This window comes from Cupriavidus sp. 96C5-1, assembly GCF_057798855.1.
The window spans coordinates 74,018-100,384 of the sequence record NZ_JBYOJU010000007.1 but is presented as its reverse complement, the minus strand read 5'-3'; the positions used below and the strand labels follow the sequence as shown (position 1 = coordinate 100,384).

Sequence of the window (26,367 nt, the reverse complement as noted above, 5' to 3'; positions counted from 1 at the left end):
AATTGCGGCAGGTATCTTTCGTTGGTGTCGCGCACCGGGACTGGCGACAATGCGAACATGACTTCAGCCAATACGCCTTCCTCCCCAGCAACGCCGTCCTTGCCCGCGCCACGGGCCGGCGAGCCTTCGCATGCCGCCGCGCGCTGGCGCGTGCTCTGCATTTTCTCGCTCGGCTTCCTGGTTTCCTATATTTTCCGGGGCGTCAATCTCGGCTTCGCGCCGCACCTGATCCGCGAGATGGGCCTGGGCGCTGCCGATCTGGGCGTGCTGACCAGCTTTTATTTCCTTGGCTTTGCCTGTGCGCAATTGCCGGCCGGGCTGTTGCTCGACCGCTTCGGTCCACGCCGTACCGAGGCCGTGCTGCTGCTGGTGGCGGTGGCCGGCGCGCTGGTGTTTGCCTCGGCGGCCAATATGGCGGCGCTGGCGGCGGGCCGCCTGCTGATCGGCGTGGGCGTTTCGGTCTGCCTGGGCGCGGCCATCCAGGCGCTCTCGATCTGGTTTCCGCTCTCGCGCATGCCCTTGCTCAACGGTGTGGTGATGGCCATCGGCGGGCTGGGTGCCGTGGCGGTGGGCGCGCCGCTGGGTTGGCTGCTGTCCTGGACGGACTGGCGCTCGGTCAGCTACGGCCTCGCCGCGGTGACGCTGGCGATGGCGGGCCTGCTGTGGTTCGGTGCGCCGGAAGCCGGGCGTGCCGGCAAGCAAAGCCTGCGCGAGCAGTTGCGCGGCACGGTGCAGGTATTCCGCAATGCGCGCTTCCTGCGGGTGGTGCCGCTCACGTTGCTCAACCAGGGCATCTTCCTGTCGGTGCAGACCTTGTGGGTTGGGGCCTTCCTGCGCGATGTGGGCGGGCACACGCCGGAGCAGAGCGCGCGGCTGGTGTCGGTGATCGGCTTTGCCATGATGGGTGGCTGCGTATGCGCCGGCTGGGCGGCGCGCCATCTCGAGCGTGCCGGCGTGAGCCTGTACGCCTTCGCCGGTGCCGGCATGTGCGGTTTCATCGGCATCCAGTGCCTGATCATGGCCGGCGTGCCGCTGCCGCCAGTCCTGCTCTGGGCGGCGTACGGGGTGTTCGGTTCGAGCGGCATCCTGGCTTATGCGGTGCTGGCGCGCAGCTTTCCCGATGCCCTGATCGGGCGCGCCACCACGGCGCTGACGCTGACGGTCTTCCTTTCCACCTTCGCCTGCCAGATCGGCATCGGCATGGTGCTGGATCTCTGGCCGGCCGATGCGGGCCGGTATCCGAAGGCGGCGCACCTGGCGGTATGGACCGGGCTGGTGGCGCTGCAGGTGCTGGCCGCGCTGTGGTACCTGTTGGGGGCGCGCGGCGGCAAGGCCGTGGCCCAGCCCGCGTGATATGCAGGCGGCTACAGGATGACCGGCCGGTCGTCGAGTTCGTTGGGGTTGGGCCCGTCGCCCGCCGGAAAGTGCGCGGCCAGTTGACGGTGGATCTTGTCCACCGCGGCCAGTACGGGCTTGACCGACAGCTCGCGTGCCAGCCCGGCCGCGAGTTCGCCACAGATCGCGCGCCAGGTTTCCGGGCCCACGCGGGCGTCGATGCCGCGATCGGCCAGCAATTCCACCGCATGGTCGGCCAGGTTGATATAGAGCAGCACCCCGGTATGGCCTTCGGTATTCCACACCTCCAGCGTCCCGAACAGGGCACGCGCCCGGGCGCGCGGGCTGACGCCCGCTAAAGCCATTGCCACCGGCAGGCTGGATTCGATCACCACCCGGACTTCGCCGCGATGCTGCTGCTCGCCGGCGCGGACCGCCTGCTGCAATTGCTGCTGGGCCTCGGCGGGGAAGTGCCGGCTGGCGGCACCGGGACGGGTGCCGAGATGGCGCAGGGCGCGTTTGAAATGGGGCATGCGTCGTTACCAGTTGCCGGAGGCGCCGCCTCCGTCGAAGCCACCGCCGCCACCCCCGCCGAAGCCGCCTCCGCTATCGCCGCCGCCAAAGCCGCCACCGCCGCCGCGGCCCCAGCCGCCACCGCCAAGGCCGCCAAGGGTGCCGCCCAGTCCGCCGGCTGCCGAATCCCAGCCGCGCCCGCGCGTCACGATCTGCCTGCTGCCCGAGCGGCGTGCCGCGGAGATAAAGAAGAACAGGATGATGGCGAGCGGGAACAGCACCGGCAGCCAGCCGGTCCACGAATCCTGCCGGGCGGCCTTGCCGCCGGCCTGCGGGCCGGGCAGGGCTTCCTTGTCGATGGTGGCCTGGATGGCCGAGACCCCCGCGGCTATGCCGCCGTAGAAGTCGTTCTGGCGGAAGTGCGGCGCCATCACGTCCTGCAGGATGCGCTTGGACATGGCGTCGGTCAGCGATCCCTGCACGCCGCGGCCCACTTCCAGGCGCATCTTGCGCAGGCCCGCGGGGTTGTCCTTGGCGATCAGCAGGATGACGCCGTCGTCGATGCCCTTGCGGCCCGCGCGCCAGGCATCGGCCACGCGGATGCTGTAGGCATCGATCGGCTCGGGCTCGGTGGTGGGCACCATCAGCACGAAAATCTGGCTGCCGCGCTGCTGCTCGTATTCGGCCAGCACATTCTCCAGCGCACTGCGCTGGCTGGCGCTGAGCGTGCCGGTGAGGTCGGTTACCCGTTGCGTGAGCGGCGGCACCGGTACGAAGCCGTCGCCGGCAGCCATGGCCGGCGGCGCGAACAGTGCGCCCAGCCATAGCAACAACGCCAGCGCGGCGGTCAGCCATCCGCTGTGTCCGGGGAGGTGCCGCCTGTGCAGGCGCATGGCTAGCCGCATATCCGTGGATCCCTGCCGCCTGTCAGAACTTCACCGTCGGCGGCGCCGAAATGGCCTTCTCGTTCTCCACCGTGAACGACGGCTTGACCGGATACTTGAAGATCATCGCCGTCAGGTTGGTGGGGAAGCTGCGCGCCAGGATGTTGTAGTCGCGCACGGCGGCGATATAGCGCTGGCGTGCCACCGTGATGCGGTTCTCGGTGCCTTCGAGCTGCGATTGCAGGTCGCGGAAGGAGGCGTCGGCCTTGAGTTGCGGGTAGTTCTCCGACACCGCCAGCAGGCGCGACAGCGCGCTGCTCAGCTCGCCCTGGGCTTGCTGGAAGCGCTTGAAGGCTTCCGGGTCGTTGAGGGTTTCGGGCGTGACCTGGATGCTGGTGGCCGCGGCGCGCGCGCGGGTCACGGCTTCCAGCGTCTCGCGCTCATGCGTGGCATAGCCCTTGACGGTATTGACCAGGTTGGGAATCAGGTCGGCGCGGCGCTGGTATTGGTTGATCACCTCGCCCCAGGCCGCCTTGACGGCCTCGTCCTTGGCCTGGAAGTCGTTGTATCCGCAGGCCGACAGCAGGCTGGCGCACAAGGCCAGCAAGAGCCAGCGCAAGACGGACCGCGCGGACCGCGGCGAGGACAGGGAAAGGAATGCGCGCATCGAAAGACTCCGGAAATCCAAGAGACCTCAGTGTAGCGCAGGGCCAGGCGGTGCAATCAAAATGACCATGGGTGGCTTGACGGCGGCATGCCCGGCCCGGTAGATTGCACCTTTACCGTGATTGCCGCGGATCGCCCCTCTGGCGGTCACCGTGCCGGATCACGGTCAAATCCAATTCTTCCATGCGCCGCTTGCCCGCCATTTCCGTACCGAACTCCGCTGCCTCGCAGCGGCAGGTGCCGGCGCGCGCCAAAGCCAAAAAACAGCCGCTCGTCTGACCGGGGCGCTGTTCCGTCAGATGAGCGACGGAACGGCACCTGCGAACAGGGGCGAGGCCAGGTTCATACTCTCCCATTGCCCTGCGCGGGCCTGGCTGCCACCCGGCGCACTTCTGCACGGTTTTCCTGACCGGTCGTATCAGGAGTGTTTCGATGCAGCAAGAGCAACAATCTCAGCAATCTCAGCAATCTCAATCAGTCTTCTCGGGAATCTGGCTGCCGCTGGTCACGCCTTTTGCCGGCGGCGCCGTCGATCATGCCGCGTTGGCCCGCCTGGTGGCCCGCTATGCCGGCAGCGGCATCGCCGGCTTCGTGGTGTGCGGCAGCACCGGCGAGGCGGCCGCCCTCGACGAGGATGAGCAACTGGCCGTGCTCGATGCCGTGCTGGCCGGCGCCGGCGCGCTACCGGTGATGATGGGCGTGTCGGGCAGCAACGTCAGGCAGGTGCAGGCGCGCGTGCGCCGCCTCGCCGACAGGCCGCTGGCGGGGCTGCTGGCTCCGGCGCCGTACTATGTGCGGCCTTCGCAGGCGGGCCTGCTGGACTACTTCCGCGGCCTGGCCGACAGCGCGGCCGCGCCGCTGGTCCTGTACGACATTCCCTACCGCACCGGTGTGAAGATCGAGCCCGAAACCATGCTTGCGCTGGCGGCGCATCCGAATATTCGCGCCATCAAGGATTGCGGCGGGGATTACCACGGCACGCAGGCCGCGATTGCCGACGGGCGCCTGGCCGTGCTGGCGGGCGAGGACCACCAGTTGCTGGGCACGCTGTGCCTGGGTGGCGCGGGCGCCATCATCGCCTCGGCCCACCTGTATCCGGAACTGTTCGTGGCCCTCGCGCGGGCGGCGGCACAGCAGCGGCTGGAACTGGCGCGGCGCATCTTCCACACGCTGATGCCGATGATCCGGCAGTTTTTCTCCGAGCCCAACCCGGGACCGCTCAAGGCGATGCTGGCGCGCCAGGGATGGCTGCGCAACGAGCTGCGCGCACCCATGACGCCCGCCAGCGAGGCCCTGGAGGCTGCGCTGGCGCAGGCTTGCGAGCAGATCGAGGCGGCTGCGCCGGGCCTGCTCGGCTAGGGCCGCGATCCGCCCCCGGGAGGGGCGTTCGCGGCCGGCCCTCAGTTGGCCGCGAACGCCTTGCGGGCGGCGTCGATGGTGGTGGCCAGGATGGCGTCGTCGTGCTGGGCCGAGACGAAACCAGCCTCGTAGGCGGACGGCGCCAGGTACACGCCGGCGTCCAGCATGGCGTGGAAGAAGCGGTTGAAGCGCGCCGTATCGCTTTGCGTGACTTCGGCGAAGCTGGCCGGCACGCCGTCGCGGAAATACAGGCCGAACATGCCGCCGATGGCGTCCGCCGCGAACGGCACGCCGGCTTCGCGCGCCACCGCGGCGAGGCCGTCGGCCAGCTTGCGGGTCTGCGCGGCGAGGCGGTCGTGGAAGCCCGGCGCCTGGATCAGCTTGAGGGTGGTCAGCCCGGCCGCCACCGCCAGCGGGTTGCCCGACAGCGTGCCGGCCTGGTACACGCCGCCTAGCGGCGCCAGGCAGGCCATGATGTCGCGCCGGCCGCCAAAGGCCGCGGCCGGCATGCCGCCGCCGATCACCTTGCCCAGGCATGTCATGTCCGGGGTGATGCCGTAGTGCGCCTGCGCGCCGCCGAGCGCCACGCGGAAGCCGGTCATCACCTCGTCGAAGATCAGCACCGCGCCGTACTTTGTGCACAGCGAGCGCATGGCCTGCAGGAAGGCATCGCTGGCGCGCACCAGGTTCATATTGCCGGCCACCGGCTCCACGATCACCGCGGCGATCTCGTCGGCGTGCTTGATAAAGGCCTGCTCCAGCTGTTCGACGTTGTTGTACTCCAGCACCATGGTGTGCTTGGTCACGTCGGCGGGCACGCCGGCCGAGGAGGGCGCGTTCTTGGTGGTGTCGGCGAAGGTCAGCAGGCCGGACCCTGCCTTGACCAGCAGGCTGTCGGCATGGCCGTGGTAGCAGCCCTCGAACTTCACGATCAGGTCGCGCCTGGTAAAGCCGCGCGCCAGGCGCAGCGCGCTCATGGTGGCCTCGGTGCCGGAGGAGACCAGCCGCACTTGCTCGATCGACGGCACCAGCTTGCAGATTTCCTCGGCCATCTCGATCTCGGCTTCGGTCGGCGCACCGAAGGAGAAGCTGTGGGCCGAGGTCTCTTGCACCGCGCGCACCACGTCGGGGTGCGCGTGGCCGACGATCATCGGGCCCCATGAGCCGATATAGTCGATGTAGCGCTGGCCATCGGCATCCCACATATAGGCGCCTTCGGCGCGCGTGATGAAGCGGGGCGTGCCGCCCACCGAGCGGAAGGCGCGCACGGGGGAATTGACGCCACCCGGAATGGTTTGCTGTGCGCGGTCGAAGAGCTGCTGGTTACGAGACATGGCTTTGCGTGAAATCAAAAGCGGGAGAAACGCGTTCTATCAAGCAGCAAGTTAGGTGCAAAATGCCGGCAAAACAGCTGCAATGCGAGGCATTTGCGCGGTAACGTGCGTGAACACGGCGTATTTGGCCCGAATCGTGCTTACCCGGCTGGCGCCGGCGGCGCCGATTCGGTACCATCTGGCCCTGAATTTTAATGGAGAGTGACTGTACCGTTATGGAATACAAGACCTGGATGTGCCTGATCTGCGGGTGGATTTACGACGAAGCCGCCGGTGCGCCCGAAGACGGCATTGCCCCCGGCACCAAATGGGAAGACGTGCCCATCAACTGGACCTGCCCGGAATGTGGCGCGCGCAAGGAAGATTTCGAGATGGTGGCGCTCTGAAGCCATGACGGGCGTCACGCGCAGTATCGCGTTGCCGCCTGGAGCCGCAGCCGCCGGGTTTCGAGCCAGGCAGGCGTGACGCGGCGATGACGGACGCCGCTCGGGCCGGTCAGCCCGCCGCGCCGCGTCGCGTCAATGCGACAGATCGCCCGGGGCTGCCCGAGATTCCGGATTGACGGCCCCACGGCGACTTGTCACACTCTGTTTCAAATTTGAAAGTCCACCCTTTGGGGGGGGATGACGGCAGGCGCGGGCACCACGCGCCGCCGTTTGCCGTGCCGGGGCCACCGCGCCGGCGTGTTTTCGGGAAATCAGATCGTTTTGTTTCGGGGTCCGTCGGCGCAGCGAGTCTGCGGCGAGCGGAAGTTCTCAAGTGAATGCCGGCACTTTCCCAGGGAAGCACGCCGGTCGCGGGAACGAGATGCGGGTCGCTCAACTACAAGAAAGCATTCGGGTCAACGCCGAGGTCAGCGGCGCGGTCGCAACTGGCTCAGCCGCCGGCGGCGCTCCCATGCCTGCGCGCCGCAAGGTGCTCGTGATCGACGATTCCAGCACGATCCGCCGCACCGCGGAGATCTTCCTGTCGCAGGCCGGTTGCCAGGTGATGCTGGCGGAAGACGGCTTCGAGGCACTTGCCAAGGTCGGCGACATGCATCCGGACCTGGTGTTCTGCGACATCCTGATGCCGCGCCTGGACGGCTACCAGACCTGCGCCCTGATCAAGAAAAGCCCTCGCTTCCATGCCATCCCGGTCATCATGCTGTCCTCCCGCGACGGCGTGTTCGACCGCTCGCGCGGCCGCCTGGTCGGCGCGCAAGACCATCTAGCCAAGCCGTTTACCCGCGAGTCGCTGTTGCAGGCAGTCGATGCCTGCCTGCCACGTGCCGCCGCCTCGGGCGGCCCCTTGCCGGCTTGAGCGCAAATCAAGGAATACCCACCACTATGACTATCAGCAAAATCCTTATCGTCGATGACTCTCCGACCGAAGCGCTGTTCATGTCCGACCTGCTTGGCAAGAAGGGCTTCAAGGTTTCGGTGGCCGGCAATAGCGAGCAGGCCTTCACCCGTCTCGAGAAGGAAGCCTTCGACCTGATCCTGATGGACGTGGTGATGCCGGGCCAGAACGGCTACCAGGCCACCCGCGCGATCAAGCGCGACGACCGTTTCAAGGATATCCCCGTCATCATGTGCACCAGCAAGGGCCTGGACACCGACCGCATTTGGGGCATGCGCCAGGGCGCGGCCGACTACATCGTCAAGCCGGTCGATGGCGACGAACTGCTGAACAAGATCGCGGCGCTGGCCCACTGAGCCGGGCCAGGCCGCCAACCGACTGTCTCCTTCCTTCTCAACGGACCCGACCATGACCGCGCCGCGCCAGGACCTTCGCGCCCGACAGACCCGGTTGCAGGACTACCAGGCCATGCTGGCACGCCGCTTGCGCGAGGCGCGCAACCTGCCGGCGGTGGACAGCTACCTGGGCCTGCTGGTGGGCCAGCGGCACTGGCTGTTGCCGTTGCCGGAGACCGGCGAGGTGCTGGAGATGCGTCAGCCCAGCCGCGTGCCCCTGACCCAGCACTGGTACACGGGATTGGTGAACGCGCGCGGCAGCCTGCTTGGCGTGATCGATTTCGGCCTGTTCTGTGGCGAGGGCGCCACCCCGCTGCAGCCGGGCAGCAAGATCGTGGTGCTGTCGCGCCAGGTGGAGCGTGCCTGCGGCATTCTTGCGACGCGCGTGATTGGCCTGCGTCATGCGGGCGACCTCGCCTTGCCGGCCGTGCCGGCCGGCGCGGAGCCGGCCCGGCAGGACCCCGCGCCGGAGTGGGAGGGCGCCCGTTTTGCCGATCGCGACGGGCGCGACTGGCAGGTGCTCGACGTGCGCCGGCTGCTGGCGTCGCCCGCGTTCCTGCAAGTGGGCAGGCAGGCCGCCTGAGCCTCCCTATCGGGACAGGCGCGGACACAAGTCGGCACATGCGGGCAGGCGCGCGGCAAATCGAACTCGAAAAATAACGGAAGAGGGTGCTATGGGTTTCAAGATGTTCAGCCTGGGTCGCCAGGCGCAGACGGCCGGTGCCGCCGAACCGGCGGTGGACGCCAACGCGCCGGCTGCCGCAAGCACTCCGTCCCGGCGGCTCTCGGACAGGCTTTCCCGCATTCCGTTCGCCAGCCAGCAGCGTGCCCTTACCGTGGGGGTGGTGGTGTCGCTGGCGGCCCTGCTGGCATCGGTGTATTTCGATAACCGCGAAGCCAACAACGGCGCGGCGCAGATCGAGATCGCCGGCGACATGCTGATGCACTCCCAGCGCCTGGCCAAGGCGGTGCCGGTGGCGCTGCTGGGCAATGCGCAGGCCTTTACGCAGTTGCGCCAGTCCAAGGGCGAACTCGCCGGCGACTTGCAGGCCCTGCAAAACGGCAGCGCCGAGAAGCAGGTGCGTGCCACCGGCGCCAGCGCCGCGCCGCTGCTGGAGAAAGCCATGGAGTCCTGGCAGCGCACCGAAAAGAGCGCCGGCGACGTACTGGCCCAGCAGCCCACCCTGACCACCATCGGCCAGACCCTGCAGATCTTCAACGCCTCCAACCCCGAGCTGCTGGAAAGCGCCGAGCAGGTGGCGGCCATCAAGCTGCAGAGCGGCGCCAACGCCCGCGAGGTGGCCGCCTCGGCGCAGTTGGTGATGTTGACGCAGCGCCTGGGCAAGAACCTCAACGAGTTCCTGGCCGGCGAAGGCGTCAACCCGGAAACCGCGTTCCTGCTGGGCAAGGACACCAACACCTTCCACGAAACCCTGGATGGCCTGTTAAACGGCAGCGAGGCGCTGCGGCTGTCGGCAGCCGGTGATGCGGAGACCCGCAGCTACCTGGAGCAACTGTCGCAGCGTTTCGACGCGGTGCAGAAGACCACCCAGACCATCCTGCAGAACCTGCCGGGCCTGATCGCCGCCAAGCGTGCCCAGCAGCAGATCTTCAATGACAATGAGGCGTTGCGCGGCGAGCTGTCCGCGCTGCAGGCCGCCTATGCCGAAGGCGCGCGCGTGCGGCCGCTGACGCTCGGCGCCACCATCGTCTCGGCCGTGCTCACGCTGGTCTTCCTGGGCGGGCTGGCAGCGCTCTACCTGCGCGACTCGCGCGCCCGGGCGCTCGAAGCCGAGGCCCGCGAACGCGAGGCCGAAGCCCGCCGCCTGGATGAAAAGCGCAACAACGACGCCACCCAGAAGGCCATTCTGCAGTTGATGAACGAACTGCAGGACATCGCCGACGGCGACCTGACCAGGCAGGCCACCGTGACCGAGGACATTACCGGCGCCATTGCCGACTCGGTGAACTACACCGTGGAAGAACTGCGCGAACTGGTGGGCCGGGTGCAGCAGACCGCCGGCGAGGTGACGCAGGCATCCAGCCAGGTGCAGGACACCTCGACCGAACTGGTCGCGGCGTCCGAGGAACAATCGCGCCAGATCCGCCAGACCGGCGAATCGGTGGTGGAAATGGCCGACCGCATCACGCAGGTATCGCGCGGCGCGGCGGAATCCGCCAACGTGGCGCGCGCCTCGCTGGCCGCGGCCGAGCAGGGCCAGCACGCGGTGCAGAACGCCATCGTCGGCATGAACGACATCCGCGAGCAGATCCAGGACACCGCCAAGCGTATCAAGCGCCTGGGCGAGTCGTCGCAGGAGATCGGTGAGATCGTCGAGCTGATTTCCGACATCACTGAGCAGACCAATGTGCTGGCGCTGAACGCCGCCATCCAGGCCGCGTCGGCCGGCGAGGCCGGGCGCGGCTTTTCGGTGGTGGCGGAAGAAGTGCAGCGCCTGGCCGAGCGCTCCGGCGAGGCAACCAAGCAGATCGGCGCGCTGATCCGCACCATCCAGACCGATACCCAGGACGCGGTGCACGCCATGGAGCGCAGCACGCAGGGCGTGGTGGAAGGCGCCAAGCTGTCCGATAATGCCGGCGCCGCGCTGGTGGAGATCGGCCGCGTGTCGCGCCAGCTGGCCGAACTGATCGAACAGATTTCGCAGACCACCTCGCATGAGGCAGGACTGGCTACCGCGGTGGCGCGCAATATCGAAGGGATCCTGCAGGTCACGGAACAAACTTCGTCCGGCACGCGCCAGACCGCACTCTCGGTGCGCCAGCTGACGCTGCTGACCGAAGAGCTGCGCAACTCCGTGCTGCGCTTCAAGATCGCCTGAGGGGTTACGTTACGGGGCAGCCCTGGCGTGCTACGCGAGCCCGCGCGGATGCGGGCCACGGACCGGCGCCACCGCATTGGACGCATTGGAAGCAGTCATGTCATTGAATTTCCCCGTCTCGCGCGAGGATGCCGGCTCGGACCCGGCCACCCAGGATCCACCGGCGCCCGGCCTGCCCGCGGCGCCATCCGCCGCGCCGGCCGGGAAGGGCGCCGCCCCGGTGGCGCGCGATCTTTCCGTGCTGGCCTGGCTGGCGCCGAGCCTGCGTGCCGCGCTGGACGATGCCGCGGCCGAACTGGGCCATTACGTCGATGAAGTGCAGCAGGCACCCGAAGCGCTGGGCGCGCGCGATACCACCTCGCTGCGCCTGGCGGGCCAGCATCTGCACCAGGCCGCCGGCGCCGTGCATATCGTCGGCCTGCGCGGCATCGATCCGTATTGCCAGGCGCTGCGCCGCCTGCTGGAAGGCATCGACGCCGGCGCGGTGGCAGCCGACGCCGGCACCCTGGCCGCCTTCCGCGCGGGCGTGCAGGCGCTGGCCGAGTACGTCGACGACCTGATGGCCGGCGACGAGGAAGACCCGGTCCGCCTCTTCTGCTCCTATGCCGACGTGCTGGGGCGGCTGGGCGAGGACCGCATGCACCCCGCCGACCTGTGGGTCGACGAACTGCAGATGCTGCCCGGCATCCTGCTGCCGATGCGCATGGCTCCGACCGTCACGCGCGCGCGCCAGCGCTTCGAAGCCGCCTTGCTCAAGGCGCTGCGCTTGCCGGTGCCGTGCCACGAGCCGAGCCTGCTGCACGAGGCCTATCTGCCGCTGGAATCCGCGCTGGAAGACGTCCGCGCCAGCGAACAGGAACTGCGCCGCGCCACCGACCACCCGGATCGCGGCGTGTGGCATGTGCTGGCGCTGGTGTTTGGCGCGCTGGCGCATGGCCTGCTGCAGTCGGACCTGCTGGCCAAGCGGCTGGCCGCCCGCGCCCACCTGCTGCTGCGCCAGTACCTGCAAGGGCAGGTGCGGGTGCCCCAGGCCCTGCTGAACGACGCCGTCTATCTGCTGGTCACGGTCAACCGGGCACCGTCTGGCGACCAGCCTGAGAGCGCGGCCCTGCTGGTGCTGCGCTCCGCCATCCGCGAGTGCCTGCAAGCTTTCCGCATCGATGCGGCGCATGCGGCGGCACACGCCGATTACCGCATGCGTTACTACGGCTGGCTCGACCCCATCGACACGCGCAACCTGCAGCAGGCCGCGGCTGCTCTCGAACGGGTGGCCGGTGCCGGCCCCGGGCATGGCGAGTGGCAGGACGCGCTGGCGGCGCTGGCCGAGGCCGCGCAGCCACTGGCCCAGCCGGCCCTGCTGCGCTGCCTGGATGCTGCCGCCCACGCGGTCCTGCCGGTCCGCGCGGCCGAGTGCGGCGATGCCGGCGACGACGATACCTCCGGCACCGGCGCGATCGCGCTCTTCCTCGGCCAGGCGCTGGCCTTGCCCTGGCGCGTGCATGGCAGTACCGGCCATGCCGCGGCGGCCGAGTTCGCGCGCCGCTGCGATGAACTGACGGCCTATCTCGGCGCGCGCCAGCGCGGCGAGCAGGCGGCGCTGGCGCCGCGCTGGCTGGCGCAGATGGTCGGCCAGGCGCGTGCGCAACGCTTGCGCGAGGCGGCGGTCGCGCAGCTGCGCGGCCACCTCGACAGCGGGGAGGCCTGGCTCGATGCCTATGACCGCGACGCCGCCCGCGCGGAAGGGGCCGTGCATCTGCGCGATGCCGAGCGCGCGTTCGCGGCGCTTGCTGCCACGCTGGAGCCACTGCGCGAGGCTGGCGCATTGCCCGAGCCGCTGTTCGCCGATGCGCAGGCCATCGCGGCAGTCCTGCAGCGCGTGACGCTGTCGCTCGAATTCCTGGCCACCGCATGCGACGGCGATATGGCGAGCGAACGCGCCACTCGGCTTGCCGCGATTGCCGGCGAACTGGGTGCCGTGCACGGCTTTATCGATGCGCTGGCATTTGGCCGGGGCGCATCGGCGGATGCGCCGGACGACGCCGTCGCTGCCGCGGAACCCGTGCAGCAGGGCGGCGCGATGCCGCACGCGACCTTGCTTGCCAATGCGCGCGCGGCCGCCAGCGAAGCGGTGCGTCATCCGGCTGGCGCCGACGCGCCCGAGGTGAAGGCGCTGCGCGCTGCGCTGCAGGCGATGCATGAGCAGGCCGCCATCGACGATGCTGCCAGCCCGCGCCGTCAGGCAGACGAAGCCATCACCCAGCTCAATGCCTGGCTGGCCGGATCCCAGGGCGCGGCCGAACGGCTGGTGGTGGCGCTGGCCGACGCGCTGCCGGCCGTCGTGCCGGGTGCCCATGCTCCGGCGCTGCCTGCCGCGACCGATACCGCCGCCATCGATGCCGAACTGCTCGACATCTTCCTGACCGAAGCGGCCGAAGTGCTGCGCGAGGTGGCCAATGATCTCGCCGGCGGCCTGCCGGTGCTTGCCGATGCCGATACCGTCAGCCGCCTGCGTCGTGCCTTCCATACGCTCAAGGGGTCGAGCCGGATGGTTGGCCTGCATCGCTACGGCGAGGCGGCCTGGGCCATCGAGCAGGTGATGAATCTGTGGATCGCCGAGGCACGCGCGCCGGCGCCGGTCCTGCTCGACCTGCTGCTGCGCGCGCATGGCGAGCTCTCCGGATGGGCGGGCGCGCTGCACGCCGACCCGCTGGCCGCTCACGATGCCGCGGGCTTGCTGGCCGCAGCCCAGTCGGTGCGCGCGGGCGAGCCGGCGGTACCGGCCCGGGTAGCCGATGAAGGCAGCATGCAGCCGCCGGCCGCAAGGCCTGAAGATGGGATGGCCCAGCCCCTGGAAGGGCAGGCGCCGGAAGTGGAGGCGGAAACGGAGGACGGGCAGGAACCGGAAACGGTGCGTCTCCCTGCGCCGGCAATCGCCGAGCCAGCCGAGCCAGCCGAGGCCGGCGAAGCGGCGTTCGCCGGCGCCGATGCCAAGGTGATTCCGTTCCGCTTCGCCAGCACGGCGGCGGAGGAGGACGATCACTTCAAGCTGATCGGCCCGATACGCATCAGCCTGCCGCTCTACAACGTCTATCTGCAGGAAGCCGACGACCTGATCCGCCAGTTTGCCACCGATGTCTCCGAGTGGCGCCACGAGGGCCATCCCTGCCCGAGCGAACTGGCGCTGCGCGTGGCGCATACCTTGCAGGGCAGCGCATCGACGGTCGGGCTGGAGCCGGTGCGGGCCGTCGCCGAGGCACTCGAGCGCCTGATGCTGCAGCTCGGCACGCATCCGGTGGCGATGCATCCCGGCGATTTCCGCCTGCTGGAGCAGGCGGTGGAGCGCGTGCGCGGCATGCTGCACCAGTTTGCTGCCGGTATCTGGCCAGCTGCCGACGAGGGGCTCTGCCGCAGTCTCGCCGAACTGGGCGAGCGCGCCATGGTGCGGCCGCGGCTGGCGATGCCGGCCGTGCCTGAATTGCCGCCGGAAGCGGAAGATGCGCCGGTCGCGCTGTTGTTCGGCAAGCTGCCGCCGGCGGCCAATGCCGGCTCGCTCCACGATGCGGGTATCGCGGCGCCGGCCGGGGCGGGCATGCCCGTGTCGCATCCGGTCCGCGATAGCGGCGCGGTCGCCGGCAGCATCGGCGGCGCTTATGCTGCCGTGCCGGCGCAAGCCAGCGCGGTCGTGCTGCCGCTTGCGTCCGGGGCGCAGGATGCCGCGGAGCAGTCCCTCGATCCGGCCCTGGTTGACATCTTCCTGGAAGAAGCGCACGGCAGCCTGCCCGAACTGGGCAAGCTGCTGCGCGGCTGGGAGGCTGCGTCCGGCGACGGCCGGCATGCCAGCCATGCCGGCCTGATCCTGCGCGCACTGCATACGCTCAAGGGCAGTGCGCGCATGGCCGGTGCGATGGCGCTCGGCCAGGCCGCCCACGAAATGGAAAGCCTGCTCGATGCCGGTGTACGCGCCGATCACGTCGGGCCGACGCTGTTCGTGCGCTTGTACGCCTGGTACGACCGCATCCTGGCACATAGCGAGGCGCTGCAGGGCGGGCGCCTGCTGCCGGTGGACGACCCCGACCGGATCAACGCGCTGACCGGCTTGCACGATGCGTCCGAGGCACTGCCTGCGCCGGCCGATGCGTCCGCCGCCGCGGCACCCGCGCAGCGCGTGCAGCAAAGTGGCGAGGCCGGCGTGGTGCCGCTGGTACGCACCGATGTCCAGCCCTGGCCGCAGGCCGGCGCGGTGCGATCGGCCGCTGAAGTGCCGGCTCCCGCCACCGATGCCGGCGAACGCCAGCGCGCGCTGGTACGGGTCCAGGCCCGCACGCTCGACACCCTGATCACCGATGCCGGCGAAGTCGGCGCATCGCGCGCGCGGCTGGAGAGCGAGCTGGATGCGCTGCGCAGCTACCTCGGCGAACTCAACGACAACGTGGCGCGCTTGCGCGGCCAGCTGCGTGAAATAGAGATCCAGGCCGAGTCGCAGATGGCCTCGCGCATTGCCGATGTCCAGCACAAGCAAGAGTTCGATCCGCTAGAGTTCGACCGTTTTACGCGCTTCCAGGAACTGACGCGGATGATGGCCGAGTCGGTCAACGACGTGGCAACCGTGGAGCAGAACCTGCAGCGCGGATTCGACCGCGCCAGCGGCGATCTCGACGCGCAGGCCCGCTTGACGCGCGGCCTGCAACGCAGCCTGATGCAGGCGCGCATGGTGCAGTTCGACGCGCTGGCCGAACGCCTGTACCGCGTGGCGCGCCAGGCCGCCAGCGAAACCGGCAAGGAAGTGCGGCTGCTGATCAAGGGCGGTACCGTGGAGGTCGACCGCTCGGTGCTGGACCGCATGGCCGGCCCGATCGAGCACCTGATCCGCAACGCGGTGGCGCACGGCATCGAAGCCGTCGAGGCCCGCCGCGCCGCGGGCAAGCCCGCCATCGGCGCGCTGACGCTCGAAGTGCAGCAGGAAGGCAATGAAGTGGTGCTGCATTTCGTCGACGACGGTGGCGGCCTCGACCTGGCGCGCATTCGCGCGCGCGCCATCGAGCGCCAGTTGCTGGCGCCCGGGGACGAAGCGGGCGAAGCACGGCTGACCGAGCTGATTTTCGCGCCCGGCTTCAGCACCGCCGATACCGTGTCCGAGCTGGCCGGGCGCGGTGTGGGCATGGATGTGGTGCGCGCCGAGACGGTGGCGCTGGGCGGGCGTATCGCGCTGGCCACGCAAGCCGGACAGGGCACCCGCTTTACCGTGCACCTGCCGTTGACCACGGCCATCACGCAGGTGCTGCTGGTCACGCTGGGCGGGCGGCCGTTCGCTATTCCCAGCGGCATGATCGACCAGGTCCAGCAACTACGTTCGCAGAGCCTGCTCGAGGCCTACAACCGGGGCCGCCTCGACACGCCCGGCGCCGACGTGCCGTTCCACTACCTCGGTGCGCTGCTGGAAGAATCGGCGTCGATTGCCGCAGGCAGGAAGTACTCGCCGGTGGTGGTGGTGCGTAGCGGCGCCGAGCGCATCGCCGTGCATGTGGACGAGGTGATCGGCAACCGGGAAGTGGTGGTCAAGCACATCGGGCCGCACCTGGCGCGCCTTGAAGGCATCGCCGGCGCCACCACCATGGGCGATGGCGAGATCGTACTGATCTATAACCCGGTGGTGCTGGCCCAGCGCTTCATGCGCGAACGCGGCGAGGCGGCGCGTCCGCAACTCGCCGATCTCCAGCACCTGACGCATTCGCCGGTGCTGGGCGCGGTGGCGGAACTGGGGGCGGGCGGGGCGGCGCCGGTGGCGGGCCTGGGCACGCAGCCCACCGTCATGGTGGTCGACGATTCGCTGACCGTGCGCAAGGTCACGCACCGCTTGCTGACGCGCGCCGGCTACCAGGTGGTGCTGGCACGCGACGGCGTGGACGCGCTGCGGCAACTGCAGGAGGTGATGCCGGACGCCATGCTGGTCGATATCGAGATGCCGCATATGGACGGCTTCGACCTCACCCGCAACGTGCGGGCGGACAGCCGCACATCGCATATGCCGCTGGTGATGATCACCTCGCGCACGGCGGAGAAACATCGCCGCTACGCCGCCGAGATCGGCGTCAACGTCTACCTGGGCAAGCCGTATAACGAAGATGAACTGCTCACCACGCTGCACCATCTGCTGGGCGAGCGCGCCGCGGGCACGGCGGGATCGGTGGCGCAGATGCTGGGGGAGGATACGGGGAATTGATTCCGGGGGGCTTCGGGAATGCGGGTCAAAACCGGCAGGATGCGCCTGGGGCGCCGGCTGTGTCAGACGGTGGTTAGAGTCAAAAGCCGTTTCACCTCCCCGGTGGGGAGCCGTATCGCCGCGGCTCGCTTCGCATCGCCGTGGGTGTGGCCCGCCCCTCGGGCGGGCCACACGGTTATGCCGAACCGTTGACCGGTTGCCTCGCTGCCATTTCGGGCTTTCGGATTTCGAATGCCGGGGCATTCGTGCGAGACATGCATCCGACAGTGCTGCCGTTCGCCTCCCGCTGTGTCGCTCGCTTCTCCCGCCAGCGAGAGAGGCCGGGGAGGAGGGAGGGCGCTGGCTGTGCCGCTTGCCCTCGCACGCCTACTTGTTCACCATCCGCGCCGGCACCGACAACGTCAGCGCCGCCCCCACTACCAGGCAAGCCGCCAGCAGGTACATGCCGGAATCCGTGCTCTGTGTCAGGTCCTTGAGCCAGCCCACCGCATACGGGCTGATAAAACCGGCCAGGTTGCCCAGCGAGTTGATCAGCGCGATACCCGCCGCCGCGCCGGTGCCCGCGAGAAATGCCGTGGGCAAACTCCAGAACAGCGGCAACGTGGTCAGGATGCCGATGGTGGCCAGCGTTAATCCGAGCAGTGCCAGCACTGTGTTGCTGTGCCATTGCACCGACAGCACCAGCCCAAGCGCGCCCGCCAGCGCAGGAACGGCGATATGCCAGCGCCGCTCGCGCGTGCGGTCGGCGCTGTAGGCCACCAGTATCATGCCGGCCACCGCGCAGCCATAGGGAATGGCGGTGAGCAGGCCGATGTCCAGCGGGCTCTTCACGCCGGTCTGCTTGATGATCGTGGGCAGCCAGAAGCTGACGCCGTACAGGCCCATCACGAAGCAGAAGTAGATCGAGCTCATCAGCCAGACGCGCGGGCTGGTCAGCACCTGGCTGACCGGCGCGTCTTCCTTGTGCATGTCCTCGCTGGCGATATTGCGCTGGAGCAGGGCTTTCTCTTCGTCGTTCAGCCACTTGGCGTGGACGATGCGGTCGTCGAGGTAGGCCAGCACCAGCAGTCCCACCAGCACGGACGGGATGCCCTCGATCAGGAACATCCATTGCCAGCCCGACCAGCCGTTATGGCCGTCGAAGGTCTGCATCACCCAGCCCGACAGGGGGCCGCCGATCACGCCGGCCAGCGCGACCGCGGTCATGAAATAGGTGGTGGTGCGCCCGCGCCGGTGCGACGGGTACCAGTAGGTCAGGTAGAGGATGATGCCGGGGAAGAAGCCCGCCTCGGCGATGCCGAGCAAAAAGCGCAGCACATAGAACATGGTTGGCGTGGTGACGAACATCATCGCCGCCGAGATCAGCCCCCAGGTGATCATGATGCGGGCAATCCAGATGCGCGCGCCCACCTTGTGCAGGATCACGTTGCTGGGCACTTCGAACAGGAAGTAGCCGATGAAGAAGATCCCCGCACCCAGGCCGTAGACGGTCTCGCTGAACTTGAGATCGTTCAGCATCTGCAGCTTGGCGAAGCCCACGTTGACCCGGTCCAGGTAGGCCACCACGTAGCACAGCAGCAGGAAGGGCACCAGGCGCCAGGTCACCTTGCGGTAGGTGGCGTCCTCGAAGCCGGGATCGGCGGCGCCGGCGTGTACTGCGGTTGTTGTCATGCTGTCTCCTCTGGGATTTTCTCTCTCTGGTTGCACGATACCGCTGGGCGGGGGGCGCCGCGCAACTACATGCGGCGCCCCCCGGTAAATCCGATAAATCCGATCCCGGCGCCGCGGATCGCATGCGGCCTGGCGGGCAGGCCTGCCTGCTGCCGCGGTGCCGGAATCATTTTGCAGGCGTCTCTCAGTGGGCGAAGGGCCCACGCCCGCGCAAGGCGTTTGCGGTCATCATCACGGCCAGCAGGAAGGGCAGGGCCACATACAGGCACCAGTGCACGCGGTCGCCGACCGAGTCGCCCCATTTGCGTTTGAAGACCTGCAGGCGCGGCATGGCCGAGGGGTTGGTGGCGCGTTTGTTTCTGACGTGCCACGCCATCCAGAAAAAGAAGATGGCGAAGGCGACCGACAGGAAGTTGATGTTACCCATGTTGTATTGCGATGGTTTTCAGTGTTGTGAATCCGTACAGGGCCTCGAAGCCCTTCTCGCGGCCGTAGCCTGACTGCCCGGTGCCGCCGAAGGGCAGTTCCACCCCGCCGCCGGCACCGTAGTTGTTGATGAAGACCTGGCCCGCGCGCAGCTTGTGCGCCATCCGTAGCTGGCGCGCGCCGTCGCGAGTCCAGACCCCGGCAACCAGGCCGTAGGGCGTGCCGTTGGCCAGCGCGACGGCTTCGGCTTCGGTATCGAAGGGCGTGGCCGCCAGCAGCGGGCCGAACACTTCTTCCTGCGCCAGCCGGTGTGTCGGCGGCACGTCGCGGAACAGCATCGGCACCTGGTAATAGCCGGCCTCGGGCGCCTCCGCCACGATCTGGCCCTGCGCCATGGCGACGATGCCGGCGTGCTGCGCGTCGGAGACGAAATCCCATACGCGCTGCTGCTGCTTGCGGCTGATCAGCGGACCGCATTCCAGGTCCAGCCCGGACGGGCCCACGCGCAACGACTCGAACACCGTGGCAAGCCGGTCGAGCACGGCGTCGTAGAGCGGGCGTTCCACCAGCACGCGGCTGCCCGCCGAGCAGGTCTGGCCGGCGTTCTGCACGATGCCGTTGACGATCACCGGCACCAGCGCCTCGAGGTCGGCATCGGCGAACACGATCTGGGGCGATTTGCCGCCCAGCTCCAGCGTCACCGGCACGTGGTTCTCGGCCGCCATCTGCGCCACCTGTTTGCCGGTCTGCGCAGACCCGGTAAAGGAGATGTGGTTGATGCCGGGGTGGCGCGCCAGCGCGGCGCCGGCTTCATGGCCGTAGCCGGTGACGATATTGAGCGCGCCTTCGGGCAGGCCGGCCTCGGCCGCCAGCTCGGCCACGCGCAGCAGCGACAGGCAGGCATCCTCGGCGGGCTTGACCACGCAGGCGTTGCCGGTGGCCAGCGCCGCGCCGACGCTGCGCCCGAAGATCTGCAGCGGGTAGTTCCACGGGATGATGTGGCCGGTCACGCCATGCGGCTCGCGCACCGTCAGCACGGTGTAGCCGGGCTGGTAGGGAATGGTCTGGCCGTGCAGCTTGTCGGCCGCGCCGGCATAGAACTCGAAATAGCGCGCCACGGCGCGCGCGTCGGCGGTGGCCTGGCGCAAGGGCTTGCCGGTGTCGCGCGCTTCCAGCGCGGCGAGTTCGGCTTCGTGTTCGATCAGCGTTACCGCCACGCGGTTGAGCAGGCGCACGCGCTCGGCGGGCGCCATCGCGCCCCATTCGCCTTCGGCCGCCTGGCGGGCGGCGTAGACTGCCACATTGATATCGACCGCGTTGCCGCGGGCGATTTCGGCGAAAGGCTCGCCGCTGGACGGGTCGAATACCTTGATGCGCATGCCGGAGTCCGGCGCGATCAGGCGGTTGGCAACGAAGTGCTGGGCGTGCATTGGAATGGCTCCGGGGGTGCGACTGCCACGGTTGTGGCGGGCAGTGCGCCTGTCGATGCGTCTGTCGGACAATTCGCCATTATCACTCACCGCGCGAGACCTGCAAGGCACGCGAACGTCAGGCCCGGGTCAGCTTCGAACCGCTATAATGCCCGCCATCCACAAACACAGGCATCTGGAGAACAAGCATGAGCTTCAACCTCGTCTCCCCCGGCAAGGACATTCCGAACGATTTCAACGTCATCATCGAAATCTCCGCCCAGAGTGATCCGGTGAAGTACGAAGCCGACAAGGAGACCGGCCTGCTCTTCGTCGACCGCTTCATCGGCACCGGCATGCGTTATCCCGCCAACTACGGCTTCATTCCCCAGACCCTGTCCGGTGACGGCGACCCGGTCGACGTGCTGGTGCTGTCGCCGTTCCCGATCCTGGCCGGCGCCGTCGTACGCTGCCGCGCGCTGGGCATGCTGAAGATGACCGACGAGTCGGGCGTGGATGCCAAGCTGGTCGCCGTACCGCTGGACAAGCTGTCGCCGGCCACCGCCTTCATGAAGGGCCTGTCCGACGTGCCGCAGAACCTGCTGGACCAGATCAAGCACTTCTTTGAGAACTACAAGGCACTCGAGGCAGGCAAGTGGGTCAAGGTCGAAGGCTGGGCCGGCATCGAGGAAGCGCATAAGGAAATCACCGACGGCGTGGCGAACTACAAGAAGTAAGCGTCAGCCCGTACAGCGCCGCTCGCCACCCCCGGGTGGCGAGCTGAAGGTCAGCCACGGCTGTTTCCCGCGCCTTGCTGAACCGAAGCTGAACCAACCCCGCCCAGGCGGGGTTTTTTGTTGCGCGGAATATGATGGAGGCCAAAGACACCGTGAATCCGCTGGGTTAAGCTTGCGGCACAGAACAACTCGGCAGGATGACTGCCAATTCCCCATGTTCGCGACTTCCTCCAAGCCATCCACCCTGGTTCGCTATGCCGGTCCGGCGGTGTTTTTCCACTGGGCGGTAGTGCTGCTGATCGCCATCGCGTATGCCGCGATCGAACTCAAGGGATTCCTTCCCAAGGGCAGCGCCGAGCGGACCTTGTCGATGTCGGTGCACACGTGGGCCGGCGCGCTGGTGCTGGTGCTGGCGGTGCCGCGGCTGTTGTGGCGCCTGGTACGTGGCGCCCCGGCGCCAGAACCCGGCCCGGGCTGGATGCAATGGCTCGGCAGTGCCATGCATCTTTTGCTTTATCTGTTCATCTTCGTGCAGCCCGTGCTGGGCCTGCTGGCCCTCAACGCGGGCGGCCACCTTGTGACGGTGCCGGGGCTCGGCGTCGAGCTGCCGTCGCTGGTGGCGGCCAGCCGGGACCTGAAGGAAACCCTCGAGGACATCCACGGCACGCTGGGCACGGCCTTTTACACGGTGATCGGCCTGCATGCCGTCGCCGCGCTGTTCCACCACTACATGCTGGGCGACAACACGCTGCGGCGCATGTGGCGCTGATGCGCCCGGCCGGTCCTAGCCGCGGGCGAACGGCGTGCGGTCGTTGAGTTCGTCCAGGTAGGCATCGATGCCCTGGCGCTCGCGCTCCAGGAAGCGCTCGACGGCGTCGGCGAAGGCGGGATGCGCCAGCCAGTGGGCCGAGCGCGTCGCCACCGGCAGGAATCCACGGGCCATCTTGTGCTCGCCCTGGGCGCCGCCCTCGAAGGTGCGGATGCCCTGGGCGATGCAGAATTCCAGCGGCTGGTAATAGGCCGTCTCGAAATGCAGGCAGGGGTGGTGCTCGAGCGCGCCCCAGTAGCGCCCGAACAGGGTGCTGCGCGCCGGATCGGCATCATAGACCACCAGCGAGGCCGCGATCGGCTGGCCGGCCCGCTCGGCCACGACCAGCAGCAGGTTCTCGGGCATGGCGGCGCCGATGCGCTGGAAGAAGTCCAGATTCAGGTAGGGCGTGGAATGGTGTTCGCGGTAGGTCTGGCGATAGCAGCGGTGGAAGAAGCGCCAGTCTGCCTCGCCGATCTCCGCGCCGCGGAGCTGGCGCAAGCCGATGCCGGCCTCCGCCACGCGGCGCCGCTCCGCCCGGATGTTCTTGCGTTTCTTTTGCGACAGCGTGGCGAGGAAGGCCTCGAAGCTGTCATAGCCGGGATTGGTCCAGTGGAACTGCACGCCACGGCGTATCAGCATGCCGGCGTCTTCCATCTGCGCGGCTTCGCCCTGATCGGGAAAGAGCACATGCAGCGAGGACAACTGGCTCTGCTCCGCCAGGGCCAGCGCGCATTGCAGCAGGTGGCGGCGTGCGTGCTCGTTCTCAGCCAGCAGCCGCGCGCCCTGGACCGGCGTGAAGGGAATCGCGGACAGCAGCTTCGGGTAATAGGGCAGATGGTGCTGGGCATAGGCGTCGGCCCACGCCCAGTCGAAGACGTATTCCCCATAGGAGTGCGATTTCGCATACAGTGGCATGGCCGCCGCCAGGCGCTCGCCCTGGCCTGCGGCACCGGCGTCGCGCGCCGCCCACAGCGTCAGGTAGCGCGGGCTCCAGCCGGTTTCGTCGCAGGCGCTGCCGCTGGCGTGCAGGGCATGCAGGAAGGCGTGCCGCAGGAACGGCGTGGCGCCCGGCTGGGCAGCCACCAGCGCATCCCAGTCGGGCGCCGGCAACTCGGCCAGATCGAAAACGATCTGCGTGCGATAATTCTCCATCCGCCAGGGTTCCTGTTCGCCTTTTGCCGAAGCCGCCGCCGGGGTGGTTGCGGCAGGGTGTTCCGGTCCCGGCTTGCAAGATTCAGGTTGCATCAAGCTAGATTGACTTAGATTGACTCATCGTTTGTCCACCGGCCGAGTCTACCGGAAACGGACGGGTGCTGCACCGCGTCACCAGGGCCCTTTGCGCGGCCCGCCGGCCGTGGCGCGGCAGCCAACCCGGCGGGCGGACGGGCAGGCTAAAATCCTTCACTAACCAACGACTATACAAGGGGCCAACATGAAGCAGATTACCGCCATCATCAAACCGTTCAAGCTGGACGAAGTACGCGAGGCGCTGGCTGACGTGGGCGTGACCGGGCTGACGGTGACCGAGGTGAAGGGCTTTGGCCGCCAGAAGGGGCATACCGAGCTGTATCGCGGTGCCGAGTATGTGGTCGATTTCCTGCCCAAGATCAAGATCGAGGTCGTCGTGGCCGAGAACCAGCTCGATACCGTGCTCGACGCCATCGTCAAGGCCGCGCACACCGGCAAGATCGGCGACGGCAAGATCTTCGTCACCGAGATCGAGCGCGTGATCCGCATCCGTACCGGCGAACAGGACGAAGCCGCAGTCTGACGCCGGCGGGCAACCCCGGCGCTGCCGCGCACGGGGTGCCAGGATTGCCCGTGGCCGCCTGCCTGGCTCAGCTGGGCAGCTTCCAGTCGAAGCGCACCGATAGCAGGCGCGTCGCCACGATGGTGACGGCGCCCGCGAGCAGGGCCAGTTCCTGCTCGGCCTGCAGCCAGGTCAGGCCAACATAGACCCAGCAGCCGACGAAGGCGCAGGTCGCATAAGGCGAGCGGTCGCGCAGGATCATCGGTACCTCGTTGCACAGCACGTCGCGCACCACGCCGCCGAACACCGACGAGATGATGCCCATCATGACCGCCACGGTCGGCGTCATCTGCGCCACCAGCGCGAGCGAGGTCCCGGTGACCGAGAACAGGCCGAGGCCGATCGCATCGGCTCCGATCATGACGCGCTCCGACGCCACCCGGCTGACCACGCGGAGCACGAACGAGGCCCCCAGCGACATCGCGAAGATCAGGATCACGTAGCCCTCGTGGTCGACCCAGTAGAAGGGCCGGCGATCCAGCAGCACATCGCGCACCGTGCCGCCGCCGAAGGCCGTGGCAAACGCCACCACGAAGGTCCCCACGGCATCGAAACGCTGCTTGCGCGCATCGACCACGCCGGAGATGGCGAAGGCGAGCACGCCCGTGATTTCCATGACGTGCAGGATCAGGGGCAACCGCCCCATCAGGAGATCGAGCGGCAAATGCATGGTTGCGCGCGTTCAGGCGTGCGGCTGGCGCAGCAATACCATCAGCGCCCCGGCGCCGCCCTCGGCGCCACGCGCCTGCACGAAGGCCAGCACTTCCTCCTTCTGTACCAGCCAGCTGCGCACCTTGCCCTTGAGCACCGGTGTCTTGTCCGGGGAGCCGTTGCCCTTGCCGTGGATCACGCGCACGCAGCGCACGCCGCGCTTGACCGAACGCCGTACGAACTCGGCCAGCGCCTCGCGTGCTTCTTCGCTGCGCAGGCCGTGCAGGTCGATCTTGTCCTGCGGCACCCATTCGCCGCGGCGCAGCTTCTTGACCACGTCCATGCCGATGCCGGGACGGCGGAACGACAACGTCTCATCGGTGTCCAGCAGGTTCTCGACGTCGAATTCGTCGGAAAGCGACGCCGCCAGCACTGCCTTGTCGTCGAGCTGGGTTTGCACCGGTACGGGCGCGGGATGCCTGGGCGGGGGGGCGACGCGGTTGCGGTCGCGCAGCGTGTTGACGTTGCCCACGCTGCTGCGGAAGACGTCGGCTTCCTCGCGCGCGCGTTGCGCGGCGGCTTCGGCCTCGCGGCGTTCGGCTTCGCGCCGCTCGGTATCGGCCTTGAGGGAGTCGCGCAGGCCGGACAGGTCGGTCAGGCCGAAGCGCTTGGGCGGGCTGGCGGGCTTTTTGGCGCCGTGCGTCATGAGGGTCTCGTCTCTGGGGTGCTCGGCGTGATTATAGGGTGGGGCGCAGGGGAGGGGTACCGCGGGCGCGGCCCGGATAGTTTGCGTGGCATCATGCCAGGCACCGGGGCGGTGCCCTGCCAGCGCCGGTGATGCTGTTGCGCAGCATCACCGGCATCGGGCCGCGTGCGGGAAGGGCGTGGCCCGACCCTTGCCGCGCCATTGCCTTACTGCAGCGCCTCCACAAAGCGCTGCGCATCCAGTGCCGCCATGCAGCCGGTGCCGGCGCTGGTGATGGCCTGGCGGTAGATGTGGTCCTGCACGTCGCCGGCGGCGAACACGCCCGGAATGCTGGTGGCGGTGGCATCGCCGGCCAGGCCGGTCTTGGTCACGATATAACCGTTGTGCATGTCGAGCTGGCCGGCGAACAGGTCGGTATTGGGCTTGTGGCCGATGGCGATGAACACGCCCGCCAGCTTGATTTCTTCGGCCTTGTCGCCCTGGGCATCGCGCACCTTGATGCCGGTCACGCCCGAATCGTCGCCCACCACCTCATCCAGCACGGTGTTGTAGCGGATTTCGATGCGCCCTTCCTTCACGCGCTGGAGCAGGCGGTCGACCAGGATCGGCTCGGCGCGGAACTTGTCGCGGCGGTGGATCAGGGTGACCTTGCTGGCGATATGCGACAGGTAGAGTGCTTCTTCCACCGCGGTATTGCCGCCGCCGACCACCGCCACTTCCTGGTTCTTGTAGAAGAAACCGTCGCAGGTGGCGCAGGCCGACACGCCGCGGCCCATGAACAGTTCTTCCGACGGCAGGCCGAGGTACTGGGCCGAGGCGCCGGTGGCGATGATCAGCGAGTCGCAGGTGTACTCGCCGGCATCGCCGACCAGGCGGATCGGGCGCTCGGTCAGCTTGGCGGTATGGATGTGATCGAAGATGATTTCGGTGTTGAAGCGCTCGGCATGCTCCAGGAAACGCTGCATCAGCTCAGGGCCCTGCACGCCGTTGGCATCGGCTGGCCAGTTCTCCACGTCGGTGGTGGTCATCAGCTGGCCACCCTGGGCCAGGCCGGTGATCAGCACCGGCTGGAGGTTGGCGCGGGCCGCGTAGACGGCGGCGGTATAGCCGGCGGGGCCGGAACCGAGAATCAGCACTTTTGCGTGTTTGGCCATGATGCTTTCCTGTGGCTGGTGCGCCTTGATGCGCACTAGCGTGAATCGAAACCAGCATTATAAGTGGACCGGCGTTTGCTCACTGTTGCAAATTCCAATGGGAGC

22 protein-coding genes are annotated in these 26,367 nt (G+C 68.2%); 11 read left to right on the top strand and 11 right to left on the bottom strand.

What is annotated here, in order from left to right; genetic code table 11:
• Positions 1 to 57: 57 nt before the first annotated feature.
• A complete protein-coding gene (locus AC3FOF_RS11240; protein ID WP_488726621.1) occupies positions 58 to 1,353 on the top strand; it encodes an MFS transporter in 1,296 nt (431 codons plus the stop codon).
• Positions 1,354 to 1,364: 11 nt separating this feature from the next.
• On the opposite strand, the gene AC3FOF_RS11235 is transcribed toward AC3FOF_RS11240, so the two are convergent.
• Genes AC3FOF_RS11235 through AC3FOF_RS11225 form a run of 3 tightly spaced genes read right to left on the bottom strand, consistent with a single transcriptional unit; the run spans position 1,365 to position 3,399 of the window.
• Entirely contained in the window at positions 1,365 to 1,868 is a 504-nt protein-coding gene (locus tag AC3FOF_RS11235) for a TPM domain-containing protein (protein WP_017225027.1), read from the bottom strand.
• A gap of 6 nt (positions 1,869 to 1,874) precedes the next feature.
• Positions 1,875 to 2,741, bottom strand: a complete 867-nt coding sequence (locus AC3FOF_RS11230; RefSeq protein ID WP_488726620.1) for a TPM domain-containing protein — start codon at positions 2,739 to 2,741, stop codon at positions 1,875 to 1,877.
• A gap of 34 nt (positions 2,742 to 2,775) precedes the next feature.
• Positions 2,776 to 3,399, bottom strand: coding sequence for a LemA family protein (locus tag AC3FOF_RS11225; RefSeq protein ID WP_017225688.1), 624 nt, complete (start codon positions 3,397 to 3,399; stop codon positions 2,776 to 2,778).
• 431 nt (positions 3,400 to 3,830) lie between these two features.
• Here AC3FOF_RS11225 and dapA point away from each other — a divergent pair, with 431 nt between their 5' ends.
• Positions 3,831 to 4,757, top strand: coding sequence for a 4-hydroxy-tetrahydrodipicolinate synthase (gene dapA / locus AC3FOF_RS11220; protein ID WP_488726619.1), 927 nt, complete (start codon positions 3,831 to 3,833; stop codon positions 4,755 to 4,757).
• Between the two features lie 41 nt (positions 4,758 to 4,798).
• On the opposite strand, the gene hemL is transcribed toward dapA, so the two are convergent.
• Complete coding sequence (gene hemL / locus AC3FOF_RS11215) at positions 4,799 to 6,091, bottom strand: glutamate-1-semialdehyde 2,1-aminomutase (RefSeq protein ID WP_276265610.1); 1,293 nt, start codon at positions 6,089 to 6,091, stop codon at positions 4,799 to 4,801.
• Between the two features lie 215 nt (positions 6,092 to 6,306).
• Between hemL and AC3FOF_RS11210 the strand changes: the two genes are divergently transcribed.
• The 6 genes from AC3FOF_RS11210 (at position 6,307) to AC3FOF_RS11185 (ending at position 16,887) form a co-directional block, all read left to right on the top strand.
• Entirely contained in the window at positions 6,307 to 6,477 is a 171-nt protein-coding gene (locus tag AC3FOF_RS11210) for a rubredoxin (protein ID WP_017225880.1), read from the top strand.
• Positions 6,478 to 6,898: 421 nt separating this feature from the next.
• Complete coding sequence (locus AC3FOF_RS11205) at positions 6,899 to 7,393, top strand: response regulator (protein WP_035809521.1); 495 nt, start codon at positions 6,899 to 6,901, stop codon at positions 7,391 to 7,393.
• 26 nt (positions 7,394 to 7,419) lie between these two features.
• Positions 7,420 to 7,788 (top strand): response regulator, encoded by a 369-nt coding sequence (locus AC3FOF_RS11200; protein WP_017225882.1) that lies wholly within the window; start codon positions 7,420 to 7,422, stop codon positions 7,786 to 7,788.
• 52 nt (positions 7,789 to 7,840) lie between these two features.
• Positions 7,841 to 8,410 (top strand): chemotaxis protein CheW, encoded by a 570-nt coding sequence (locus AC3FOF_RS11195; protein WP_276265611.1) that lies wholly within the window; start codon positions 7,841 to 7,843, stop codon positions 8,408 to 8,410.
• A 91-nt stretch (positions 8,411 to 8,501) separates the two neighbouring features.
• Entirely contained in the window at positions 8,502 to 10,667 is a 2,166-nt protein-coding gene (locus AC3FOF_RS11190; protein ID WP_017225884.1) for a methyl-accepting chemotaxis protein, read from the top strand.
• A gap of 97 nt (positions 10,668 to 10,764) precedes the next feature.
• Positions 10,765 to 16,887 (top strand): hybrid sensor histidine kinase/response regulator, encoded by a 6,123-nt coding sequence (locus AC3FOF_RS11185; RefSeq protein WP_488726618.1) that lies wholly within the window; start codon positions 10,765 to 10,767, stop codon positions 16,885 to 16,887.
• Positions 16,888 to 17,253: 366 nt separating this feature from the next.
• On the opposite strand, the gene AC3FOF_RS11180 is transcribed toward AC3FOF_RS11185, so the two are convergent.
• From AC3FOF_RS11180 to AC3FOF_RS11170, 3 genes are all read right to left on the bottom strand, one after another.
• A complete protein-coding gene (locus AC3FOF_RS11180) occupies positions 17,254 to 18,558 on the bottom strand; it encodes an MFS transporter (RefSeq protein WP_017228703.1) in 1,305 nt (434 codons plus the stop codon).
• Positions 18,559 to 18,742: 184 nt separating this feature from the next.
• Complete coding sequence (locus AC3FOF_RS11175) at positions 18,743 to 18,985, bottom strand: hypothetical protein (RefSeq protein ID WP_017228704.1); 243 nt, start codon at positions 18,983 to 18,985, stop codon at positions 18,743 to 18,745.
• Positions 18,978 to 20,414 (bottom strand): aldehyde dehydrogenase family protein, encoded by a 1,437-nt coding sequence (locus AC3FOF_RS11170; RefSeq protein WP_276263793.1) that lies wholly within the window; start codon positions 20,412 to 20,414, stop codon positions 18,978 to 18,980. The genes AC3FOF_RS11175 and AC3FOF_RS11170 overlap by 8 nt, the downstream gene beginning before the upstream one ends.
• A 188-nt stretch (positions 20,415 to 20,602) precedes the next feature.
• Between AC3FOF_RS11170 and ppa the strand changes: the two genes are divergently transcribed.
• Both ppa and AC3FOF_RS11160 read left to right on the top strand, forming a co-directional pair.
• Positions 20,603 to 21,130 (top strand): inorganic diphosphatase, encoded by a 528-nt coding sequence (ppa, locus tag AC3FOF_RS11165; protein WP_017228479.1) that lies wholly within the window; start codon positions 20,603 to 20,605, stop codon positions 21,128 to 21,130.
• A 214-nt stretch (positions 21,131 to 21,344) separates the two neighbouring features.
• Positions 21,345 to 21,899 carry a cytochrome b gene (locus AC3FOF_RS11160; RefSeq protein ID WP_017228480.1) on the top strand — a complete coding sequence of 185 codons (555 nt, stop codon included), beginning with the start codon at positions 21,345 to 21,347 and terminating at the stop codon, positions 21,897 to 21,899.
• A 15-nt stretch (positions 21,900 to 21,914) separates the two neighbouring features.
• Here the strand turns inward: AC3FOF_RS11160 and AC3FOF_RS11155 are convergent, their stop codons facing one another.
• Positions 21,915 to 23,093 (bottom strand): GNAT family N-acetyltransferase, encoded by a 1,179-nt coding sequence (locus AC3FOF_RS11155; RefSeq protein WP_488726617.1) that lies wholly within the window; start codon positions 23,091 to 23,093, stop codon positions 21,915 to 21,917.
• Positions 23,094 to 23,373: 280 nt separating this feature from the next.
• Here AC3FOF_RS11155 and glnK point away from each other — a divergent pair, with 280 nt between their 5' ends.
• Positions 23,374 to 23,712, top strand: a complete 339-nt coding sequence (gene glnK, locus AC3FOF_RS11150) for a P-II family nitrogen regulator (protein ID WP_006162803.1) — start codon at positions 23,374 to 23,376, stop codon at positions 23,710 to 23,712.
• 67 nt (positions 23,713 to 23,779) lie between these two features.
• On the opposite strand, the gene AC3FOF_RS11145 is transcribed toward glnK, so the two are convergent.
• The 3 genes from AC3FOF_RS11145 to trxB form a co-directional block, all read right to left on the bottom strand.
• On the bottom strand, positions 23,780 to 24,421 hold the full coding sequence (locus AC3FOF_RS11145; RefSeq protein WP_017228481.1) for a trimeric intracellular cation channel family protein: 642 nt from the start codon (positions 24,419 to 24,421) through the stop codon (positions 23,780 to 23,782).
• Between the two features lie 12 nt (positions 24,422 to 24,433).
• Positions 24,434 to 25,108 carry a Smr/MutS family protein gene (locus AC3FOF_RS11140; RefSeq protein WP_017228482.1) on the bottom strand — a complete coding sequence of 225 codons (675 nt, stop codon included), beginning with the start codon at positions 25,106 to 25,108 and terminating at the stop codon, positions 24,434 to 24,436.
• 206 nt (positions 25,109 to 25,314) lie between these two features.
• Positions 25,315 to 26,262 (bottom strand): thioredoxin-disulfide reductase, encoded by a 948-nt coding sequence (gene trxB / locus AC3FOF_RS11135; protein ID WP_017228483.1) that lies wholly within the window; start codon positions 26,260 to 26,262, stop codon positions 25,315 to 25,317.
• Between the last annotated feature and the right edge of the window lie 105 nt (positions 26,263 to 26,367).

Bases quoted from the DNA above. Each gene is read 5' to 3' on its own strand.
- AC3FOF_RS11235 (WP_017225027.1), bottom strand. From the start codon at position 1,868: ATGCCCCATTTCAAACGCGCCCTGCGCCATCTCGGCACCCGTCCCGGT.
- AC3FOF_RS11190 (WP_017225884.1), top strand. From the start codon at position 8,502: ATGGGTTTCAAGATGTTCAGCCTGGGTCGCCAGGCGCAGACGGCCGGT.
- AC3FOF_RS11240 (WP_488726621.1), top strand. From the start codon at position 58: ATGACTTCAGCCAATACGCCTTCCTCCCCAGCAACGCCGTCCTTGCCC.
- AC3FOF_RS11195 (WP_276265611.1), top strand. From the start codon at position 7,841: ATGACCGCGCCGCGCCAGGACCTTCGCGCCCGACAGACCCGGTTGCAG.
- ppa (WP_017228479.1), top strand. From the start codon at position 20,603: ATGAGCTTCAACCTCGTCTCCCCCGGCAAGGACATTCCGAACGATTTC.
- dapA (WP_488726619.1), top strand. From the start codon at position 3,831: ATGCAGCAAGAGCAACAATCTCAGCAATCTCAGCAATCTCAATCAGTC.
- AC3FOF_RS11160 (WP_017228480.1), top strand. From the start codon at position 21,345: ATGTTCGCGACTTCCTCCAAGCCATCCACCCTGGTTCGCTATGCCGGT.
- AC3FOF_RS11205 (WP_035809521.1), top strand. From the start codon at position 6,899: ATGCGGGTCGCTCAACTACAAGAAAGCATTCGGGTCAACGCCGAGGTC.
- AC3FOF_RS11175 (WP_017228704.1), bottom strand. From the start codon at position 18,985: ATGGGTAACATCAACTTCCTGTCGGTCGCCTTCGCCATCTTCTTTTTC.
- AC3FOF_RS11200 (WP_017225882.1), top strand. From the start codon at position 7,420: ATGACTATCAGCAAAATCCTTATCGTCGATGACTCTCCGACCGAAGCG.
- AC3FOF_RS11230 (WP_488726620.1), bottom strand. From the start codon at position 2,741: ATGCGCCTGCACAGGCGGCACCTCCCCGGACACAGCGGATGGCTGACC.
- AC3FOF_RS11155 (WP_488726617.1), bottom strand. From the start codon at position 23,093: ATGGAGAATTATCGCACGCAGATCGTTTTCGATCTGGCCGAGTTGCCG.
- trxB (WP_017228483.1), bottom strand. From the start codon at position 26,262: ATGGCCAAACACGCAAAAGTGCTGATTCTCGGTTCCGGCCCCGCCGGC.
- AC3FOF_RS11225 (WP_017225688.1), bottom strand. From the start codon at position 3,399: ATGCGCGCATTCCTTTCCCTGTCCTCGCCGCGGTCCGCGCGGTCCGTC.
- AC3FOF_RS11140 (WP_017228482.1), bottom strand. From the start codon at position 25,108: ATGACGCACGGCGCCAAAAAGCCCGCCAGCCCGCCCAAGCGCTTCGGC.
- AC3FOF_RS11210 (WP_017225880.1), top strand. From the start codon at position 6,307: ATGGAATACAAGACCTGGATGTGCCTGATCTGCGGGTGGATTTACGAC.
- AC3FOF_RS11170 (WP_276263793.1), bottom strand. From the start codon at position 20,414: ATGCACGCCCAGCACTTCGTTGCCAACCGCCTGATCGCGCCGGACTCC.
- AC3FOF_RS11145 (WP_017228481.1), bottom strand. From the start codon at position 24,421: ATGCATTTGCCGCTCGATCTCCTGATGGGGCGGTTGCCCCTGATCCTG.
- hemL (WP_276265610.1), bottom strand. From the start codon at position 6,091: ATGTCTCGTAACCAGCAGCTCTTCGACCGCGCACAGCAAACCATTCCG.
- glnK (WP_006162803.1), top strand. From the start codon at position 23,374: ATGAAGCAGATTACCGCCATCATCAAACCGTTCAAGCTGGACGAAGTA.
- AC3FOF_RS11185 (WP_488726618.1), top strand. From the start codon at position 10,765: ATGTCATTGAATTTCCCCGTCTCGCGCGAGGATGCCGGCTCGGACCCG.
- AC3FOF_RS11180 (WP_017228703.1), bottom strand. From the start codon at position 18,558: ATGACAACAACCGCAGTACACGCCGGCGCCGCCGATCCCGGCTTCGAG.